Origin of the sequence: Acinetobacter sp. yr461, from assembly GCF_900110445.1 — a bacterium.
GTDB classification, from domain to species: domain Bacteria; phylum Pseudomonadota; class Gammaproteobacteria; order Pseudomonadales; family Moraxellaceae; genus Acinetobacter; species Acinetobacter calcoaceticus.
Window position 1 is genome coordinate 1 of sequence record NZ_FODU01000003.1, and the last position, 16,538, is coordinate 16,538.

Here is a 16,538-nt window from a genome sequence, read left to right on the forward strand (position 1 = left end):
CTCTTATCTCTTATCTCTTATCTCTTATCTCTTATCTCTTATCTCTTATCTCTTATCTCTTATCTCTTATCTCTTATCTCTTATCTCTTATCTCTAAAATCAGCCATTTGTTTAATGCTTAGCATAGGGAAGAAATATAAATTATCAGGAATAGATATATGTTAGATTGAAGAATCTTCAGATAAAGAAATTTTATATTTCACGGAATTGTTAATGAACGTTCGACTGTGTTATGCCAGCCAACGAAACGAAAAAAATGAAGACTTACTGCAAGATTTACGTGATATCTTGACAGAAGCTCGAAATTTCAATGATTTTAATCAAATTTGTGGTGTGCTCTATTATGCTGATAATGCTTTCTTTCAATGCTTAGAAGGAGAACAAGAGCTAGTGGAAAGATTATTTGAAAAGATTAAAAATGATCAAAGACACTACAATGTTAAATGGCTATGTACATATTCCATTGAGAAGAATTCTTTTCAGCGTTGGTCGATGAAATATGTACAGCGTAATACAAATATTGAATCTTTCTTTTTAAGTATGGGAGAAACTAGTTTTAATCCCATTCGCCTTGATGAGCAGAATTTAAAAAATTTCTTAAATGAATTATTGATTGCTGATCAAACCAAGATGAATACGGTTAAGAAAGTAGGAATGGTTAAGCGTGGGGTGAACCCTTTCTAGCTGTTTGGCTATCACAAATATGGAGGGTCTTGAGTTTAGGAATGATTTTAGTCATAACAAGATAGACAATAATTGAACTTGCGAGCATTGATATCACTTCTAAACTTTGGCTAATAACAAACATTGCCCAGTAAAAAAAGCTAAATAAGGCGAGACATAGTCCGCTACCTTTGAAATACCAAGTAATAAATATTCCAAAAAGTGCAGAAGAGAGCAGAAGGTTGGTTGTTTCGTTCATTCCTAGGTAGTTAAAGAAAATAATCAGTAAGCATAAAGCTAACATTGATAGTAAATATACAAATATATTTTTTGCAATAAACATTTTCTATATCCTATCTGATGACTAAAAGTTATCTTTCCTCTGTTTCCAGAGGAAAGATAGTACATATTAATTTTTTGAGATTCTTTTTCTATTATTAGGAGTTTTTATATTAATAAAGATAATGTTACCGATTCTCCAGATCTCTTCATTAATATTCAGCTTTCTATTTAATAGTAAAGAGTGCTTATATGTACTGAAATTAATTATAGGAAAAACAATTGCTTATGTTGTAGGTTTTGGCTTACATGGTTGTGAGAAATTACCTACGTTTGTTCAAAAAATAGACAAAATTTACAAAATAAGATTTACATGAAATTCATATTTAACAAATGGTTATTTGATTTTTTTGTTGATGTGAGTTTTACATAAATAACAAAAAGTAACATGTGTTTTAGGAGGCATCTTTCTCAAAATAAAAAATATTAGGTCATTAAATGAGTATTCAGTAAAAAAGTTATTTTATGAAATTATAAGAGTACGTAGTTTTTAATATAGAAAATTAATAATAAAAATTTATATGACCTAATTTATACATTAAAAAGTAGATAGGGTTGGCAACCATACTGAGATGAGTAATGTTAGTGCCATCACTTTATTAAAAATGTTCATATGTTTTGTTTGTGAAAATAATCGATTACTTAGCCTACCCGCTAAGGCCCACATGTATAGGCAAGGAATAGCTATAACTAAAAAAATGCAGGATAAAATTGAGACATTTATCCAGATATCTTGCCCTTGTTTTGTGTAGACACTAATCACTGCAAAAGCCATCATCCATGTTTTAGGATTAATTGCTTGCATAAAAAAGCCAGCCTTAAAACCTATAGGAGTCTGTTGTTTATCTTGTTCTAAATGAGTAGTGGGGTGATAGCTATATAATTTCCAAGCCAACGAGGTGAGCCAGATTAAACCAATCAATGTCATTATTTTTTGAATAATTGGGTAAGCCAGAAGGGTTGAACCTAGCCCAATGCCAACGATGAGCACAAGTAGAGCAGCCCCGATGCAAGAGCCTAAAATGACAGGAATAGTTTTAGAAATTTTATAACGGCTACTTAAACTTAAAATTATAAAATTAGTTGGACCGGGAGTAATTGAGGCAACAATAGCAAATAATGAAAATGCAGTGAGGTTTTCCATCTTGTCTACTTGAGTTAATAGGGAGAGATAAGATGAAATAATTAAGATTTTTAATCTTGAAGATTTGTGCAGATTTTTCTATAGGCCGCAGGTGTTAATCCATAGCAACGCTTAAACCAGCGACTTAAATGACTTTGGTCAGCAAAGCATAAATCTGAAGCAACTTGTGCGGGAGATATGCTTCTGGCGAGTAAATCACGCGCTCGTGTAAGTCTGAGTTGAATGAGATATTGATGAGGTGCTAAATGAAAAGTTGCTTTAAAAATGCGGTGAATATGGTATCTGTCTAAGCCTATCATGCTAGCGATGTCTTCAAGCCCTATATCTTCAAATAGATGATCATGCAAAATGTCTCGGATTTGGTGTGCGATTCGAGGTGTGTGAGTAGAAGATGATTGGTGAGCTTTTTTTAACCATTTCCCTTGTGCGATATACTGAATAAGTAGGTCTAGACTATTATCTTTAACAATATTCATTTCTTTATAGTGCAGATGCTGGAATGCTTGAGAAGTAATAATCGCGAGCTGTTCATCTGACTTTAATGGTGCATCAATCACTAACTCGTAGTGATCAGGGCTATTATGAAATAAACCTTGGATACGTTGTTTCAACCAATCTGGATGTAGGTAGAGCATTTGGTAGGTAAAGCCATCAGACGCAGGAGCATGTCCATCATGGATTTCTTCTGGTTCAAGCATAAAGACTTGTCCCGCATGACTATTGATTTGCTTTTTACGACAGTGAAATTGTTGAATGCCGGATTCAGTTACACCTATTAAATAGCTCGAATGCCAGTGGGGATCATAAGCATGACCAGTAAAATGGGCACGGATTGTTTCAATACCTGTATTGGTATCTTTTGAAATATCCACCCAGTTACCCATAACAATCCACCCATAAATTTTTAAGTTTAGCCCTTAGAACGGTACAAAAGAGGTGAGTGTAGTTCTAGAAGATTTGTGCAAAATCTTTAAAAATTAAGATGAATTATTCACCAGCATAGAACATTTACGCTGGCTTTATTACTTTTAATTGATCAGTCTGAACGCTCAACTAACCAATTACTTATTTGAGGCCAAACCGCCGTAGGTGCTTGGCTTCCGGAAACAACACCCATGTGTCCACCTGGTACGACCTTAAATGTTTTATCTTGGCTGCTAATTAAATCCATGAGTGGTTTAACAGCATCCGCGGTCACAATAATGTCCGTACTACCACCCAGTGCTAACACTGAACATTCAATATCTTTTAGATAGGCTGTAAGTTCGCCGAATTTAATTACGCCATTGGAGAGTTCATTATCAATCCAGAAATGAAGGATGATGTCACGCATGACTCCACCCGGATACGCCAGCATGTTATCGATAAATGAACTAGAAGTTGCGTGATCAATAATAAACTCTCGGTTATCGAGGTTTTTAAAAAGTTCCCAATACGTTTTTAAATTTCCAATTGGGTCCGTTAATTTAAAACCTAGCGTGTTTTGCCATCCATGAATATGAAACGCTTCACTTGGCACATGGTCGCGAATACGAAACGGCGTATGTTTGCGAACCCATTGTGCAGGTTTGGTTAAGCTGCCATAGAGTTTGCCCATATATCCGGCTTTATGTGTATCGATAGGGGAAGCTAAAATAATTAAGTTTTTAATATCTTTGTCTTTAAATAATGCGGTATAGCAGAGTGAAAGTGCACCGCCCAAACTCCAACCGTGTAAAGAAAGCTGTTGCTGACCACTGTGCAAGCGGACCTGCTTTAACATTTCAGGCATAAAGACTTTAATGTAGGTGCCAAAATTGTATTTTGCTTGGTGTCGGGTGGGCACACCCCAGTCAATCAAATACACATCAAAACCTTGTGCTAAAAAGAAGCGGACAAAGCTGCGTGTGGGAAACAAATCATAAATAAGCATATTAACTGCTAGCGGCGGAACGATAACTAACGGTACGCGGTGTTTAGTTGTAGAAGTATTCGTCTCATTTCTATAATGTCGTAAGCTAATAATTTCATGCTTATAAATCACGTCAAAGGGCGTTTTTCCTGACAACGCAATTTGAGGGCCTCTAAAAAATAGATCCGATGCATTGATCAGCATGTGAGGTATTTTTTGACCAGCACGTGTCTGAAGAGATTTTTTAATGGACTGTAGCTGTGGAACGTTCTGTCGAACTTTAAGCAATAAACTCATTGAACATAAAACCTATAAAGATGTTGCCCAGAACAATAACGAGCTGGTCTTTTAAGAATATTAAAGGGAATGAGAGCTAAGTTCAGTGACTTAAAAGACAGGATTTTCTGTTTAAGGTATCAAGGGGTAATTATTTCTAATTAATAACATTTGAAGTTAAATATTTGAAATTAAATAACTAAATTAATTGTATGGTGTAATTTTGTATAAAATATTTAAAAATTTAAGTTTTTCTTAAGAATTGTGAAAATTGATTGCTAGGGTAATTTTGTAAAGTTTATTTGTGTTTTTTTTACATATTAAAAAATAAAATATAATTATTTTACAATCCGTTAGGAATGTAATTAGAAAGTAGTATATATGGAATTTGTTTTTAATGGTTTTTATACACTAATTTCGGCGGTCATCGTTTTATTATTGGGCCGCTTTCTTGTTAATCGAATTGATTTTTTAAAACGCTACAATATTCCCGAACCTGTAGCAGGCGGTTTAGTTGCTGCGGTCGTCTCGCTACTTGTCCATACCATATGGGGATATAGCATTGTTTTTAGTAGCGAATTACAAACCAGCTTTATGCTCGTATTCTTTGCTTCGATTGGTTTAAGTGCCAATTTTATGAAGCTTAAAGAAGGCGGTATGGCTTTGGTTATCTTCTTAGTCTGCGTAGCGTCTTTCATTGTTGTGCAAAATGCGGTAGGCATGAGTCTTGCGACGTTACTTGGTCTTGATCCACTCATTGGCTTAATTGCCGGTTCAATTACCTTAACAGGTGGTCACGGTACAGCCGGAGCTTGGGGTGAAATTTTAGAAACTCAACATGGTATTCAGGGTGCTCTCGCTTTAGGGATGGCGAGTGCGACTTTTGGTTTAATTATTGGTGGTGTGATTGGTGGCCCATTAGCGAAATTGCTTATCAATCGTTATAGCCTTGCTCAACCAAAAACTAATGCTGAAATCCAACAGCGTGATGGTCATGTTGAACAAAATTCTGATGACCTTGCACCATTTGAAAACCCTCATCAAGTTCGTTTAATCACAGCTGACAATGCAATTACTACCTTAGGTATGTTTGCAGCGTGTTTGGCATTTGCTGAATTTATGACTGGCTTTAGTAAGGGAACTTGGTTTGAGTTACCAACCTTCGTTTGGGCACTGGGTGGCGGTGTAATTTTAAGAAACATTTTAGAAAGCGTCTTAAAAATTGATATTTTTGACCGCGCGATTGATGTTTTTGGTAATGCATCATTATCACTTTATTTAGCAATGGCATTGCTTTCATTAAAGCTTTGGCAGCTTGCAGATTTGGCTGGGCCGCTTGTCGTAATTTTAGGTGCCCAAACCATTACGATGGCGTTATATGCTGCTTTTGTGACCTTCCGTGTTATGGGTAAAAACTATGATGCAGCGGTCTTGTCAGCAGGGCATTGTGGTTTTGGTATGGGTGCAACGCCAACAGCAGTTGCTAATATGCAGGCCATTACCAATATGTATGGTCCATCGCATAAGGCATTTTTAATTGTTCCGCTTTGTGGTGCATTCTTTGTCGATTTAATTAATGCAACGGTTATTCAGCTCATGTTGAAATTCGTTGTTTAATCAAAAAAAGCCCGTCAGGGCTTTTTTTATGGATTCTTTTTCTCAAAACTAATAATCGCCCTTAAACATAGTTTCACATAGAATAAATTGCAGATAAATAAAATGAGAAATGTATGAGCGCAGAAGCACATTCAATTAGCTTGGTTGCCCCTGTGGTTTTATTGGCAGCGGCTGTAATTGCAGTTCCTATTTTTAAACGTATTGGTTTAGGTTCAGTATTAGGTTATTTAATTGCAGGTCTGATTATTGGCCCATTCGGTTTCGCTTTTTTCCAAGATTCCACCGCAATTTTACATATTGCTGAGTTGGGAATTGTGATGTACCTATTTCTGATTGGTTTGGAAATGCAGCCATCACACCTATGGAGTCTTAGACGCGAGATTTTTGGCCTTGGCACACTACAGATCATCATTTGTGCACTGGCTTTGACTGGTGTTGGACTGTTATTTGGTTTTACATGGCAAGTTGCTTTTATTGGTGCAGCAGGGTTTGTATTAACGTCGACTGCTATTGTGATGCAGCTATTGGGCGATCGGGGTGACTTGACTCAGCCGCGTGGGCAAAAAATTGTAGCCATCTTATTATTTGAAGATTTACTGATTGTACCATTGCTCGCTATTGTTGCTTTTATGGCACCTAATCATGTGGTCGAAAGCACATCTGTACGTTTAGAAAATATAGGCATTGGTTTAATCGCAATTGCAGGTCTTATTGCGGCAGGTTATTGGTTACTTAACCCATTATTTAGACTCTTGGCTGCGGCTAAAGCCCGAGAAGTGATGACAGCCGCCGCCTTATTGGTTGTGTTGGGTGCGGCGCTGCTCATGCAAGTCAGCGGTTTGTCCATGGCGATGGGGGCTTTCTTAGCTGGTGTACTTTTATCTGAATCAACGTTTAGACATCAAATTGAAGCTGATATTGAACCGTTTCGAGGAATCTTGCTGGGCCTGTTTTTCCTTGGGGTTGGCATGTCATTGGATTTATCAGTGGTTGCTCAAAACTGGCAGCTCATTGTCAGTGGTGTAATTGCACTGATGCTTGCCAAAGCGCTCATGATTTATATTGTCGCTCGAATAACGAAAAGCCCTCATACTGAAGCGTTGGACCGTGCCTTACTGATGGCTCAGGGTGGAGAATTTGCCTTTGTACTTTTCTCTGCTGCGTTAAGTGCACAAGTAATCGACAGCACAATTAAATCTAATCTTACCGCTATTGTTGTGCTTTCAATGGTGTTGACTCCAATTGTCGGTATTATTTTTAAACGGTTTACTCAATTTAAAGCGAATGTTTCATTAGAAAACGTCAATATTGCCGAGGGTTTAAGCGGTAGCGTTTTAATGATTGGATTTGGACGCTTTGGACAGGTCACCAGTCAATTATTATTGGCAAGAGGCGTAGATGTCACCATTATTGATAATAATACGGACATGATTCGAAACGCGGAAAAATTTGGGTTTAAAATTTATTATGGCGATGGCTGTCGCTTAGATATTCTACATGCTTCTGGTGCTGCAACAGCACAAGCGATTGTGGTGTGTGTGGACAGTAAAGAAACAACCAATAGAATTGTGGAACTTGTCACTCATGAATTTCCTTTGGCAAAATTATTAGTCCGTTCATATGACCGCGAGCACTCACTGCATTTAGTCAAACAAAAAGTAGACTTCATGATCCGTGAAACGTTTGAATCTGCGATTAAATTTGGGGGAGTAATTTTACAAGAACTTGGTGTGGATGAAGACGAAGTAGAAAGAATTACTGAGGAAATTCGAGATCTTGATAATGAGCGCTTTGAAACTGAAATCGCAGCAGATGATGTAAATGCGGGAGTAGGTATGCAATATACACATACGCATCCTCGACCAACAGCACCATTGATTCGACCAAAACGGGAAGGGCGGATTTTAAATAAAGAAGATAGCTCAGATAACGATTCTTGATGAGTATATTGTTCAGTAAAAGCTCTCTTTAGATAGAAGAACTTTTACTGAACAATAAACCTGATGCGCCTGCTAATCAAACCATCTTAACTGAGTGAGATTAGATTTTTAGTCACATTATAAGCCCGACTACAAATGCTCTAAGGCTGTGCCTTTAACTGGGTTTCTGCGCCAGTAATAAGGTTGTAAAAATCTAAGAAAAAGTTTCCACGGCGTGATCCAAGCGATGCGTCGGTTGGCTTTTTTATTTTCAATAATTTGTTTTGCTAAATACGCACAAACAATTTCTGGCGGGTCAATCACAAAGAAAAATAACCGTTTCATCTTTTTCCAGTTTTGGATGTTGCCATTGGTCCAAGAAGAAACTAACAGGTCTGTTGCAACCATGCCCGGGCTGAGTGTGCCAGTTAAAATAGGCGTCGATTTTGTTTCTTTATAAAGTGCTTTACTGAAATAGCTTACGGCTCGTTTGGTGGTTGCATAAGGCGTCATGCCTGCACTCCATTCGCCGTTGCTTCCCCAACCTTCCATGTTAAAGATTTGACCATAACCTTGTTTGAGCATTCCCTTTAAAGCCACTTGCGAGCCCAACATTGTGCCTAAAATATTAGTTGAAACTGCCGCGTTTAACTCTTCTGGCTGAAGGTCGATAAAGTCTTTCGTTGGGTGGCAGCTTCCTGCGTTATTAATCCATACATCGACTTGCCCGAAGCGCTCAATTGAACCATCCCATAGGGTTTGCACATCAGAAATTTGAGTCACATCGCAACACAGGCCAATGAATTTTTCTTTATTGAAATGAGTTTCTAAATGAGAAAGAGCCTGCTTAAGGTGCTCTGGATTTCGTCCAGCAATGACAACAGAACATCCAAGATCTAAAAAAGCATGGGCAAGGGCTAAACCAATACCTTTTGTACTGCCTGTAATGACCACACTGCAAACTTCAGTTTTGGGTAAACTCATTGCACTCTCTATATAAAATCTTTAAAAATAGTTACATGAATGGCTGTAAGTTAATTTTGTTCACTTAATAAGATGAGGTAGACAATAGATAAACTTATCATCGAAAGATTCATTACGATAGGGTTGTAGGGCAAGATCAGGGTAGAGGGTATTAAAAAACCAATTAAAAGAAGCAGCCCAAACAAACCCAAAATACTTAAATAATGAATATATTTATGTGCAGTAAAGAGAAAACATAAACCAAAAATAATTTCTGCTATTCCACTTGCATGGCCTGCAAGTTTTGCATGTTCAAGTGAGAGTCCTAGCCATTGCCACACAAAGATTTCATCAGAATTAAGAAATAGAAATTTCGGAACGAGGCCTTGATAAATCCATAAAAAGGTCAGCACAAGGTTTATAAATTTGAAGATATTAATATTTTTCATGGAAATGACTTTAAGAGTTTAAAATGTATATAATTTCATATTCATTATGGTAGGGCGAAAGGGGGACGCTTTATGCGTGCCAGCTGCTAGATGATTGGTCTGTCAACCCTCTTTCGTTTTACCACCATCTATAATAATTACATTATAGATTTGCAATGTGTTTGCCTATAATGAATAAAAAATATAGCTAAATATATCCTTTAAAACAAAATTTTTCTAAATGTTTAGCAGAACTATCATTCAGCTTAATTAATGATTAGTTAAAGTATCTAATTGAATGAAAAACAATAATTATTTAACCATTTTCTATTCAATATCACATTGACACGCTAAATCCTGCCGATTATCCTTTGCCTGCTGGCCTACATCGCCAGCCGGTTTTAGCAGACCGAGAGCGTATAGCACATCAAAAAAGCAATTTTTTGGTGGCGAACTCGTTCGTCCCCCTTCGTAGCGGTAGGACGGAAGGGGGACGCCTTGTGCGTGCTGGTTCTATATGCCCAGTCTGCTAACCCCCTTTCGTTCTGCCACCATCATTTAGCAGTGATTGGTAGAAATTTTATGCATATAGGAGTTCGCTCATGCGTACTATTTCTTCTTATTTTTTGGCCTTTGCCAAGCTCTCTCTATCCATACCGCTTAACTGGTCTTTAAAACGGTTTAAACACTTATAGGTTTAGCCTTTAGATCGTTACGACTAAAAAATCATATCAACAATAAAGCTTGAGATAGGTTAGCGCATCCTTTTTGTGCAGCTTTCGCATGCCTGTTTTTAGCACTCATTTTAAGAGTGAAGGCCTTTCTATCTCTTTTATATACAACAAAAATTTATCTTTGAGCAGAATGTTTATGCCAAATTTAGAAAATTCATTTAGAGCATTAAGAGTGCTCCATGCGGCAAGAGATCTATTTAATCAACATGGCTTTCATAATGTAGGTGTCGACCGAATTATTGCTGAAGCCAGAATTTCCAAATCCACTTTTTATAATGATTTTCACTCCAAAGAAAAGCTCATCGAGATGTGTCTCACTTTTCAAAAAGATGCATTAAAAGACGAGGTGTTTTCAACTATTCATTCATATCGTGAACTCATGTTGTTAGATAAGCTTAAGAAAATTTTCTATTTACATGCAGATTTAGAGGGCTTTTACCATTTGCCATTTAAAGCAATTTTTGAAATTGAAAAGCTTTATCCAACCGCCTATAAGGTCGTAATTGACTATCGAAATTGGTTCATTGATGAAATTTATAAACTACTTTTAACGTTAAAAGTTACGGCTTCAATTGAAGATGCTCACCTATTTTTATTTGTGATTGATGGCGCTATGGTTCAGCTTTTAGGGGAAAATCAGGTAGATGATCGAGATAGATTATTAAACTATTTTTTAACTATGGTTAATTAAGAATTGGCGAATGAAAAGCTCCTTATTTAAGGAGCTTTTTTTTAGATCTTAATTTAAATATCTCACTAAAATAATGCATTGGGCTTGTATTTTTTATGGTGAATTCAAGCTTTTTAAATAAAGATCAGCGCGCTGTGCATGACCAAAACACCAATCTTCTGCACTATTTTGCACAATTACAAACATGACATCTTGTTCTGGTACATCAAAACTCTGTTTAAGCTGTGCTGTAACATGCAGCATTAAATCTGATTTTTGTTGTGCCGTTCGGGGCTTGCCTGAGGTGATATAAAGCAAGATGAACTTTTCAGTACGTGCGGTTTTAACCCAATAATCAGGGTCAACAAAAACCTGTTCTTGCGGTATTTGTTCAAAAATATGAAAACAATCATTTTTTGGTGTATCGAAATAGTTTTCCATACAAGTTTGCACAACTTTAGATATTTGCGCTTTTTCTAAATCTGTATATGGATAGCTGGTTGTAAAACGAATCATGGGCATGACCATATCTCCTCTGGCATATGTTCAAGTGCTGAAATAGCGGTGGGTAGTCCTGCATAGAAAGCAAGATGGGTAGTAACCTCAATAATTTGTTCCTTAGAGATCCCTTGGCTTAGGGCATTTTTGATATGCCATTCGAGCTGTGAATAGCGACCCTGCAAAATAAGCGCCGAGATTGTAATGAAACAGCGTGTTTGAGTATCAAGGATTGGTCTTTGCCAGATATCTGCAAACAAATAATCTTTGCCGAGCTCATAAAGTTTGGGAGCGACACTTTCTAAATTGTTGATATCAATTTTTCTAAACATCTTAAAACTCTGCGTTGGGGGATGTTGTAGCGACTATGGCAGTTTGTTATATTTTAAAAAATCAAAACTTTTTGAACCTATAGTTCAGTTTTTATGAATGATTATGAGAAAGTACCCACTAACCTTGATTTAGATGCCTTACGGGCATTTGTAAAAGGTATAGAGCTAGGTAGTTTTTATTTAGCTGCTCAAAACCTATGTCGTTCTCCAGCTGCGATTAGTGCTCAATTAAAAAAATTAGAGCAGCAGACTGGCTGCCAATTATTAAGAAAAAACGGAAGATTGTTAGAGTTAACACCGAGCGGTGAATTATTATTTAGTCATGCAAAAAGTGTGTTGGCAATGAATGATAGGGTACTTTTACAACTTCACCAGACTCAAGCGACAGGGGTTATTCGCTTTGGATTACAAGAAGATTTTGCTGAAGGTACGCTACAACAATTAATTGCTCAGTTCATGTTGCAATATCCTAAAGTACAGTTTCAAATTCAGGTCGATCGAAATCTTAATTTATTAGAAAAAGTACAAAAACAGGAGCTGGATTTGGCACTCATCTGGCAACAAGATGAAGCCCGTGAAATTTTTTATGAATTGCAGAATGTAGAAACAGAGTGGTTATTTTGTTCTCATCCACACATCCAGCAGATTCTTGAAACTGGATCTTCGATTCCATTAGTTGTATTACAGCAGCCTTGTATTCTAAGACAAATGGCAATTCAGGCGCTTGAAGAGAAGGACTTGGAATGGCACATTGCCTATGAGTGCAATTCAGTTCAAGCTTTGTGGCCTGCGGTACGTGCAGGCATTGGAATCAGTTTAAGATCTTTATTTCAAATACCTTCAGATATCAAGATTTTAAAAAGTGCAGAATTACCTCAACTTAAATCTTTATCGTTTGGGCTTTATTCCAGTTCAAAATTAGAATCTGGTTATATTGTTCAGCAATTTCAAAAATATATTGAACAGCATCTTCAATAATTTTTCTGTCTAAAAAGTTGAATTTTATTAGATAGTCTTTGGTTTAATTTATATTTTCATTTAACTTAGTAGCAAAGAGGTTCTCTATAAATTATTTTGGGTAGCAGTAAAATAATCAAAATTTTCATTTTTCTTCTATCTTTCTTAACCTGAATGTTGATATACCAATGCTATAAGTTAAATTTTTGGAATGATATTTGCTGCGTGTTAGGAGTCATTGTTTTTAGGTAAAACACGTTCGTTGAAGAATGTAATACAAACTATAAATTTCAGAGTATCACTATGAAGCTTAAAGAATTAGCAGGTTGTGAGGAGTGCGATACAGTCTATCGTAGAGCTCCGCTTGCTTATGGAAAAAGAGCTTATTGTGTTTGCTGTGGTGCAGAACTCTATCGGCACACCAAACCTTTTTCAACATTGCTAGCTTTGATCTTAACTGCCTTAATTGTCTTTATTCTTGCCAATAGCTTTCCTATTGTAAAAATTGAATTACAAGGAAACACATCTGAGACGACCTTACTGGGGGCTGTCTGGGTGATGTTTCATTATGATCGGGCTTTTGTTGGTGTACTCATCTTAATCACCACTTTTATTGTGCCGCTTTCCTATCTTTTATTACTTACCTATGTGCTCGGTACAGTGAGCGTATTGAAAAAGAGGCCAACGTTTTTGGTGATGGCCTTACGGACACTTTTCTTTATGAGAGTGTGGGGAATGGTTGAGGTGTTCTTAATCGGAATTTTGGTCACGCTTGTAAAGTTAGTTGGAATGGTCTTGGTGATTCCCGAGATTGCTTTATGGGCATTCGCGGTCTTAAGCATATTGTTGGTTTATATTACTTCAATAAAAGTGAGTGATATATGGAACGAAATTGATAGGTCACTGCCATGAAAACAATAAAAAATGTGACCTCAGGAAAAACCGTAAAGACTGGTGTGAACTTGACTCAATATCCACGAGCCAAAGATCTCTCATTAATTGTGTGTCATTGCTGTGGAGTCGTAAATTCTTCTCAAAATGAAAAAAGACGACGAGATAAAAGCCATCAAGTTTTACGTTGTATTAGATGTAATAGCGTGCTGCATGCACGTAAACCAGCGAGTTTAAATCGAACCTTTGCCTTAGTCGTGGCTGCGACAATCCTCTATATTCCAGCCAATGTACTTCCAATGACGGTGACTGACTCACTTTTAGGTAGCCAGCAAGATACGATCATGAGTGGGGTAATTTACTTTTGGCAAAGTGGAGACTATTTGGTTTCAGTCGTCATTTTTATGGCCAGTATTTTTATTCCGATGCTGAAACTGCTGATTTTGTATTTTTTATTATTTGCGGTATATCTACAGTCTTCAGCCGGTTGGAAGTTCGTACCAGAACAATGCGTTAAATTATATCGAATTGTCGAGTTTATTGGGCGCTGGTCAATGATTGATGTTTTTGTGGTGGCACTTTTAACAGCCCTCATTCAGATTCAATCGCTTGCTACAATTTTAGCAGGGCCAGGTTCGATCGCTTTTGGCGCGGTTGTGGTGTTAACCATGTTCGCATCACTTAGTTTTGACCCACGTATTATTTGGGATAACTTCTATGCATCTCAAAATACAAACAAACCGTCTTCTGTTGCTTCTGAAAAAACAACAATTATTCAGGCAGAACATTCGCCTTTGAATAATGATTCTATTAATCCCAGTCAATAAAAGAACAATGAGTATGTCTGAAAATGAAATAACCACTGGTAACTCAGATCATCGTGATACAGATGTTGAACTGGATAGCATGAATGATTTACCAGAACCCCAAGAAAAGAAAAGTCGGTGGAAGCCTTTATTAATCTGGCTTATTCCATTAATTGCTCTTTTAATCGCGCTTTCATTAGCTGTAAAAGCGTTACTGTCTCATGGCCCTACAATTGATGTGTCTTTTAGAACGGCCGAGGGGTTAGTCGCTGGCAAAACAACAGTCCGTTATAAACAGGTGGATATTGGTGTAGTACGGCAGATTGATCTTTCAGATGACCGTTCACACGTTATTGCCAGAATTGATTTGCGTAAAGGTGCGAGTAACTTTGCTGCTAAAGATTCACGGTTTTGGGTCGTGCGACCACGTATTGGGACGGGTGGAGTTTCTGGAATAGACACCTTATTGTCAGGTTCATATATTGAAGTGGATGGCGGAAAATCAGAAGAGGATAAGTTTGAATTTACTGGTTTAGAAGTACCACCAGTCATATCTTCAGATGTTCCCGGAAAAGTATTTTTCTTAAATGCAGATGATCTTGGTTCGTTGGATATAGGTTCTCCAATTTATTATCGTCGAATTAATGTAGGGCAAATTACAGCCTATAAATTGTCCGATGATGGTAAAAATGTTGAACTACAAACGTTTATCCGCGCGCCGTATGACAAGTTTGTAACCACCGATGCACGTTTTTGGCAGGCGAGTGGGATTGATGTGACCTTAAATGCTTCAGGCTTTAATTTGGATACTCAGTCGCTGGCAAGTATTGTCGCAGGGGGGATTGCTTTTGGTTACCCTGAAAGCTCGCACGCGACTACAGCCGCTAACAATAGTCGTTTTAATCTTTGGGACTCAAAAGGTGAAGCATTAAAAGAACCTGATGGTCAACCACGTGGCGTGATTATGTATTTTGATCATTCATTACGCGGGTTATCTGTTGGGGCACCAATTGATTTCATGGGCATTGAAATTGGTAATGTTAAATCAATAAATGCCGAGTTTTATGACCACTATAAACAGATTCGTATGCGTGTTGAGGCAGTTATCTATCCTTCACGAGTTGAAAATGGTCAGGCACTTAACCCGAACAGTGAAATTTTCAAAGATTTTATTGAACATGGTTGGCGTGCTCAAATGAGAACCGGAAACCTTCTTACTGGACAAAACTATATTGCCCTAGACAAGTTCCCTAAAGCTAAACCAGCTACATTACAAATCTTGAGTGATGACCGTGTAGTGATTCCAACTACACCAACTGAACTGAGTGGTTTACAAGCACAAGTTTCTCAGATTGCTGACAAGTTAACGAAATTCCCGTTAGTTGAAATTGGGCAAGATGTGCGTAAAACACTTAACAATATGAACACAGCCATTGAGTCTACCGACAAGCTGGTTAAACAGTTAGATGGCAAAGTTGCACCTGGTTTACAAGCAACCTTAGATGACGTTCGTAAAACTGTAAGGTCATCTGAGTCTATTTTGTCGAGCGATGCACCGTTGCAACAAGACGTACGTAAAGCATTGCAGCAAATGACCCGTGCCGCTGCCTCTTTACAATTAATGTCAGACTATATTGAACAACACCCTGAATCAATTATTCGTGGTAAGACCCCAGAGGCCGATGATGAAAAATAAAAACAATCGATCTTTTCAACATTCTAAAGCAGCCAAATGGCTGCTTGGGAGTGGCTTGTTTTTAACGGCAGTTGCCATAACCGCATGTTCGAGTTCGCCAACACCAAACTACTATACGCTTACACCTAAAGTCACTCCGGTCACCAGTTCAACTGTGCAGGTAATTGAGGTCTTGCCAGTCGGGATTCCAGACCGATTAGACCGTGCACCTTTGGTATTACAAGACAGTAGTGGTAAGTCTACGGTGTTAAACAATGAACGCTGGACATCGACCATGGGTACGCAATTACGCGATACCTTGTCTGCGGGTTTACAACAAAAGCTAGGGGCAATTGACAGTTATAGCAGTGGGCTTGCTGGAAACAATCAACCGTTATATCGAGTTTCTACAGACTTTTCTCATTTTGATATTGTAGATCACAGCAATATTAATATTGCTGTGTCTTGGGTGGTGAAGCGTCAAATACCACCCACTCAATTAGAGTCAGCTAATGCAAAAGTAATCACTTATGCAGGAAGCCAGCTGAATTGCAGAATTGCTTTTAAGCAACCTATTGATCAAAAAGCTAAAAAAATGGAAGCCATTGTGAGTGCTTCAAGTGAGGCCATGAGCCAAATTATTAATACGGTTTCTTCTTCAATTGTGGCGCTCGATTCAAACAAAAAATCGGTGATTAGCAATGGGGTTTGTTCGTAAAACGAATCGCTTTGAAT

General features: G+C 37.5%; 17 protein-coding genes. 9 read left to right on the top strand and 8 right to left on the bottom strand.

Features of this window, described 5'->3' with window-relative positions:
• Nucleotides 1-213 precede the first annotated feature (213 nt).
• A complete protein-coding gene (locus BMW38_RS06295) occupies nucleotides 214-684 on the top strand; it encodes an AnBLUF65 family BLUF photoreceptors (protein WP_092706650.1) in 471 nt (156 codons plus the stop codon).
• Here BMW38_RS06295 and BMW38_RS06300 read toward each other — a convergent pair.
• The 4 genes from BMW38_RS06300 to BMW38_RS06320 all read right to left on the bottom strand — a co-directional run bounded on the left by BMW38_RS06300 (nucleotide 659) and on the right by BMW38_RS06320 (nucleotide 4,334).
• Nucleotides 659-1,006 (bottom strand): hypothetical protein, encoded by a 348-nt coding sequence (locus tag BMW38_RS06300; protein ID WP_092706652.1) that lies wholly within the window; start codon nucleotides 1,004-1,006, stop codon nucleotides 659-661. The genes BMW38_RS06295 and BMW38_RS06300 overlap by 26 nt on opposite strands.
• A 534-nt stretch (nucleotides 1,007-1,540) precedes the next feature.
• Entirely contained in the window at nucleotides 1,541-2,146 is a 606-nt protein-coding gene (locus tag BMW38_RS06310) for a LysE family translocator (protein WP_092706656.1), read from the bottom strand.
• Between the two features lie 50 nt (nucleotides 2,147-2,196).
• Nucleotides 2,197-3,030 carry an AraC family transcriptional regulator gene (locus BMW38_RS06315; RefSeq protein WP_092706658.1) on the bottom strand — a complete coding sequence of 278 codons (834 nt, stop codon included), beginning with the start codon at nucleotides 3,028-3,030 and terminating at the stop codon, nucleotides 2,197-2,199.
• 152 nt (nucleotides 3,031-3,182) lie between these two features.
• Nucleotides 3,183-4,334: an alpha/beta fold hydrolase gene (locus BMW38_RS06320; RefSeq protein WP_092706660.1), complete on the bottom strand. Its 1,152-nt coding sequence runs from the start codon at nucleotides 4,332-4,334 to the stop codon at nucleotides 3,183-3,185.
• Between the two features lie 360 nt (nucleotides 4,335-4,694).
• On the opposite strand from BMW38_RS06320, the gene gltS reads away from it, so the two are divergent.
• Together gltS and BMW38_RS06330 are read left to right on the top strand one after the other, a co-directional pair.
• Complete coding sequence (gene gltS, locus BMW38_RS06325) at nucleotides 4,695-5,930, top strand: sodium/glutamate symporter (RefSeq protein WP_003650798.1); 1,236 nt, start codon at nucleotides 4,695-4,697, stop codon at nucleotides 5,928-5,930.
• Nucleotides 5,931-6,043: 113 nt separating this feature from the next.
• On the top strand, nucleotides 6,044-7,870 hold the full coding sequence (locus BMW38_RS06330; protein ID WP_092706662.1) for a monovalent cation:proton antiporter-2 (CPA2) family protein: 1,827 nt from the start codon (nucleotides 6,044-6,046) through the stop codon (nucleotides 7,868-7,870).
• 129 nt (nucleotides 7,871-7,999) lie between these two features.
• Here the strand turns inward: BMW38_RS06330 and BMW38_RS06335 are convergent, their stop codons facing one another.
• Complete coding sequence (locus tag BMW38_RS06335; RefSeq protein WP_092706664.1) at nucleotides 8,000-8,833, bottom strand: SDR family NAD(P)-dependent oxidoreductase; 834 nt, start codon at nucleotides 8,831-8,833, stop codon at nucleotides 8,000-8,002.
• Nucleotides 8,834-8,883: 50 nt separating this feature from the next.
• On the bottom strand, nucleotides 8,884-9,261 hold the full coding sequence (locus BMW38_RS06340) for a DoxX-like family protein (RefSeq protein WP_092706666.1): 378 nt from the start codon (nucleotides 9,259-9,261) through the stop codon (nucleotides 8,884-8,886).
• An 849-nt stretch (nucleotides 9,262-10,110) separates the two neighbouring features.
• On the opposite strand from BMW38_RS06340, the gene BMW38_RS06350 reads away from it, so the two are divergent.
• Nucleotides 10,111-10,665, top strand: a complete 555-nt coding sequence (locus tag BMW38_RS06350; RefSeq protein WP_092707133.1) for a TetR/AcrR family transcriptional regulator — start codon at nucleotides 10,111-10,113, stop codon at nucleotides 10,663-10,665.
• A gap of 93 nt (nucleotides 10,666-10,758) precedes the next feature.
• Here BMW38_RS06350 and BMW38_RS06355 read toward each other — a convergent pair whose 3' ends face one another.
• Nucleotides 10,759-11,166 (bottom strand): tautomerase family protein, encoded by a 408-nt coding sequence (locus tag BMW38_RS06355; RefSeq protein ID WP_092706668.1) that lies wholly within the window; start codon nucleotides 11,164-11,166, stop codon nucleotides 10,759-10,761.
• A complete protein-coding gene (locus BMW38_RS06360; protein WP_092706670.1) occupies nucleotides 11,157-11,474 on the bottom strand; it encodes a carboxymuconolactone decarboxylase family protein in 318 nt (105 codons plus the stop codon). Before BMW38_RS06360 ends, BMW38_RS06355 begins: the two co-directional genes overlap by 10 nt.
• A 93-nt stretch (nucleotides 11,475-11,567) precedes the next feature.
• Here BMW38_RS06360 and BMW38_RS06365 point away from each other — a divergent pair, with 93 nt between their 5' ends.
• The 5 genes from BMW38_RS06365 (at nucleotide 11,568) to BMW38_RS06385 (ending at nucleotide 16,521) form a co-directional block, all read left to right on the top strand.
• A complete protein-coding gene (locus BMW38_RS06365) occupies nucleotides 11,568-12,452 on the top strand; it encodes a LysR substrate-binding domain-containing protein (RefSeq protein WP_092706672.1) in 885 nt (294 codons plus the stop codon).
• Nucleotides 12,453-12,734: 282 nt separating this feature from the next.
• Nucleotides 12,735-13,343, top strand: coding sequence for a paraquat-inducible protein A (locus BMW38_RS06370; RefSeq protein WP_092706674.1), 609 nt, complete (start codon nucleotides 12,735-12,737; stop codon nucleotides 13,341-13,343).
• The gene (locus BMW38_RS06375) at nucleotides 13,340-14,149 is read left to right on the top strand and encodes a paraquat-inducible protein A (protein ID WP_092706676.1); all 810 of its coding nucleotides are present in this window, start codon (nucleotides 13,340-13,342) and stop codon (nucleotides 14,147-14,149) included. The genes BMW38_RS06370 and BMW38_RS06375 overlap by 4 nt, the downstream gene beginning before the upstream one ends.
• Nucleotides 14,150-14,156: 7 nt before the next feature.
• Nucleotides 14,157-15,824 (top strand): PqiB family protein, encoded by a 1,668-nt coding sequence (locus tag BMW38_RS06380; protein ID WP_092706678.1) that lies wholly within the window; start codon nucleotides 14,157-14,159, stop codon nucleotides 15,822-15,824.
• Nucleotides 15,814-16,521 (top strand): PqiC family protein, encoded by a 708-nt coding sequence (locus BMW38_RS06385; protein WP_092706680.1) that lies wholly within the window; start codon nucleotides 15,814-15,816, stop codon nucleotides 16,519-16,521. The genes BMW38_RS06380 and BMW38_RS06385 overlap by 11 nt, the downstream gene beginning before the upstream one ends.
• The last annotated feature ends 17 nt before the right edge of the window (nucleotides 16,522-16,538 follow it).

Bases quoted from the DNA above. Each gene is read 5' to 3' on its own strand.
- BMW38_RS06350 (WP_092707133.1), top strand. From the start codon at position 10,111: ATGCCAAATTTAGAAAATTCATTTAGAGCATTAAGAGTGCTCCATGCG.
- BMW38_RS06375 (WP_092706676.1), top strand. From the start codon at position 13,340: ATGAAAACAATAAAAAATGTGACCTCAGGAAAAACCGTAAAGACTGGT.
- BMW38_RS06370 (WP_092706674.1), top strand. From the start codon at position 12,735: ATGAAGCTTAAAGAATTAGCAGGTTGTGAGGAGTGCGATACAGTCTAT.
- BMW38_RS06330 (WP_092706662.1), top strand. From the start codon at position 6,044: ATGAGCGCAGAAGCACATTCAATTAGCTTGGTTGCCCCTGTGGTTTTA.
- BMW38_RS06335 (WP_092706664.1), bottom strand. From the start codon at position 8,833: ATGAGTTTACCCAAAACTGAAGTTTGCAGTGTGGTCATTACAGGCAGT.
- BMW38_RS06315 (WP_092706658.1), bottom strand. From the start codon at position 3,030: ATGGGTAACTGGGTGGATATTTCAAAAGATACCAATACAGGTATTGAA.
- BMW38_RS06365 (WP_092706672.1), top strand. From the start codon at position 11,568: ATGAATGATTATGAGAAAGTACCCACTAACCTTGATTTAGATGCCTTA.
- BMW38_RS06380 (WP_092706678.1), top strand. From the start codon at position 14,157: ATGAGTATGTCTGAAAATGAAATAACCACTGGTAACTCAGATCATCGT.
- BMW38_RS06300 (WP_092706652.1), bottom strand. From the start codon at position 1,006: ATGTTTATTGCAAAAAATATATTTGTATATTTACTATCAATGTTAGCT.
- BMW38_RS06360 (WP_092706670.1), bottom strand. From the start codon at position 11,474: ATGTTTAGAAAAATTGATATCAACAATTTAGAAAGTGTCGCTCCCAAA.
- BMW38_RS06320 (WP_092706660.1), bottom strand. From the start codon at position 4,334: ATGAGTTTATTGCTTAAAGTTCGACAGAACGTTCCACAGCTACAGTCC.
- BMW38_RS06385 (WP_092706680.1), top strand. From the start codon at position 15,814: ATGAAAAATAAAAACAATCGATCTTTTCAACATTCTAAAGCAGCCAAA.
- BMW38_RS06340 (WP_092706666.1), bottom strand. From the start codon at position 9,261: ATGAAAAATATTAATATCTTCAAATTTATAAACCTTGTGCTGACCTTT.
- BMW38_RS06310 (WP_092706656.1), bottom strand. From the start codon at position 2,146: ATGGAAAACCTCACTGCATTTTCATTATTTGCTATTGTTGCCTCAATT.
- BMW38_RS06355 (WP_092706668.1), bottom strand. From the start codon at position 11,166: ATGCCCATGATTCGTTTTACAACCAGCTATCCATATACAGATTTAGAA.
- gltS (WP_003650798.1), top strand. From the start codon at position 4,695: ATGGAATTTGTTTTTAATGGTTTTTATACACTAATTTCGGCGGTCATC.
- BMW38_RS06295 (WP_092706650.1), top strand. From the start codon at position 214: ATGAACGTTCGACTGTGTTATGCCAGCCAACGAAACGAAAAAAATGAA.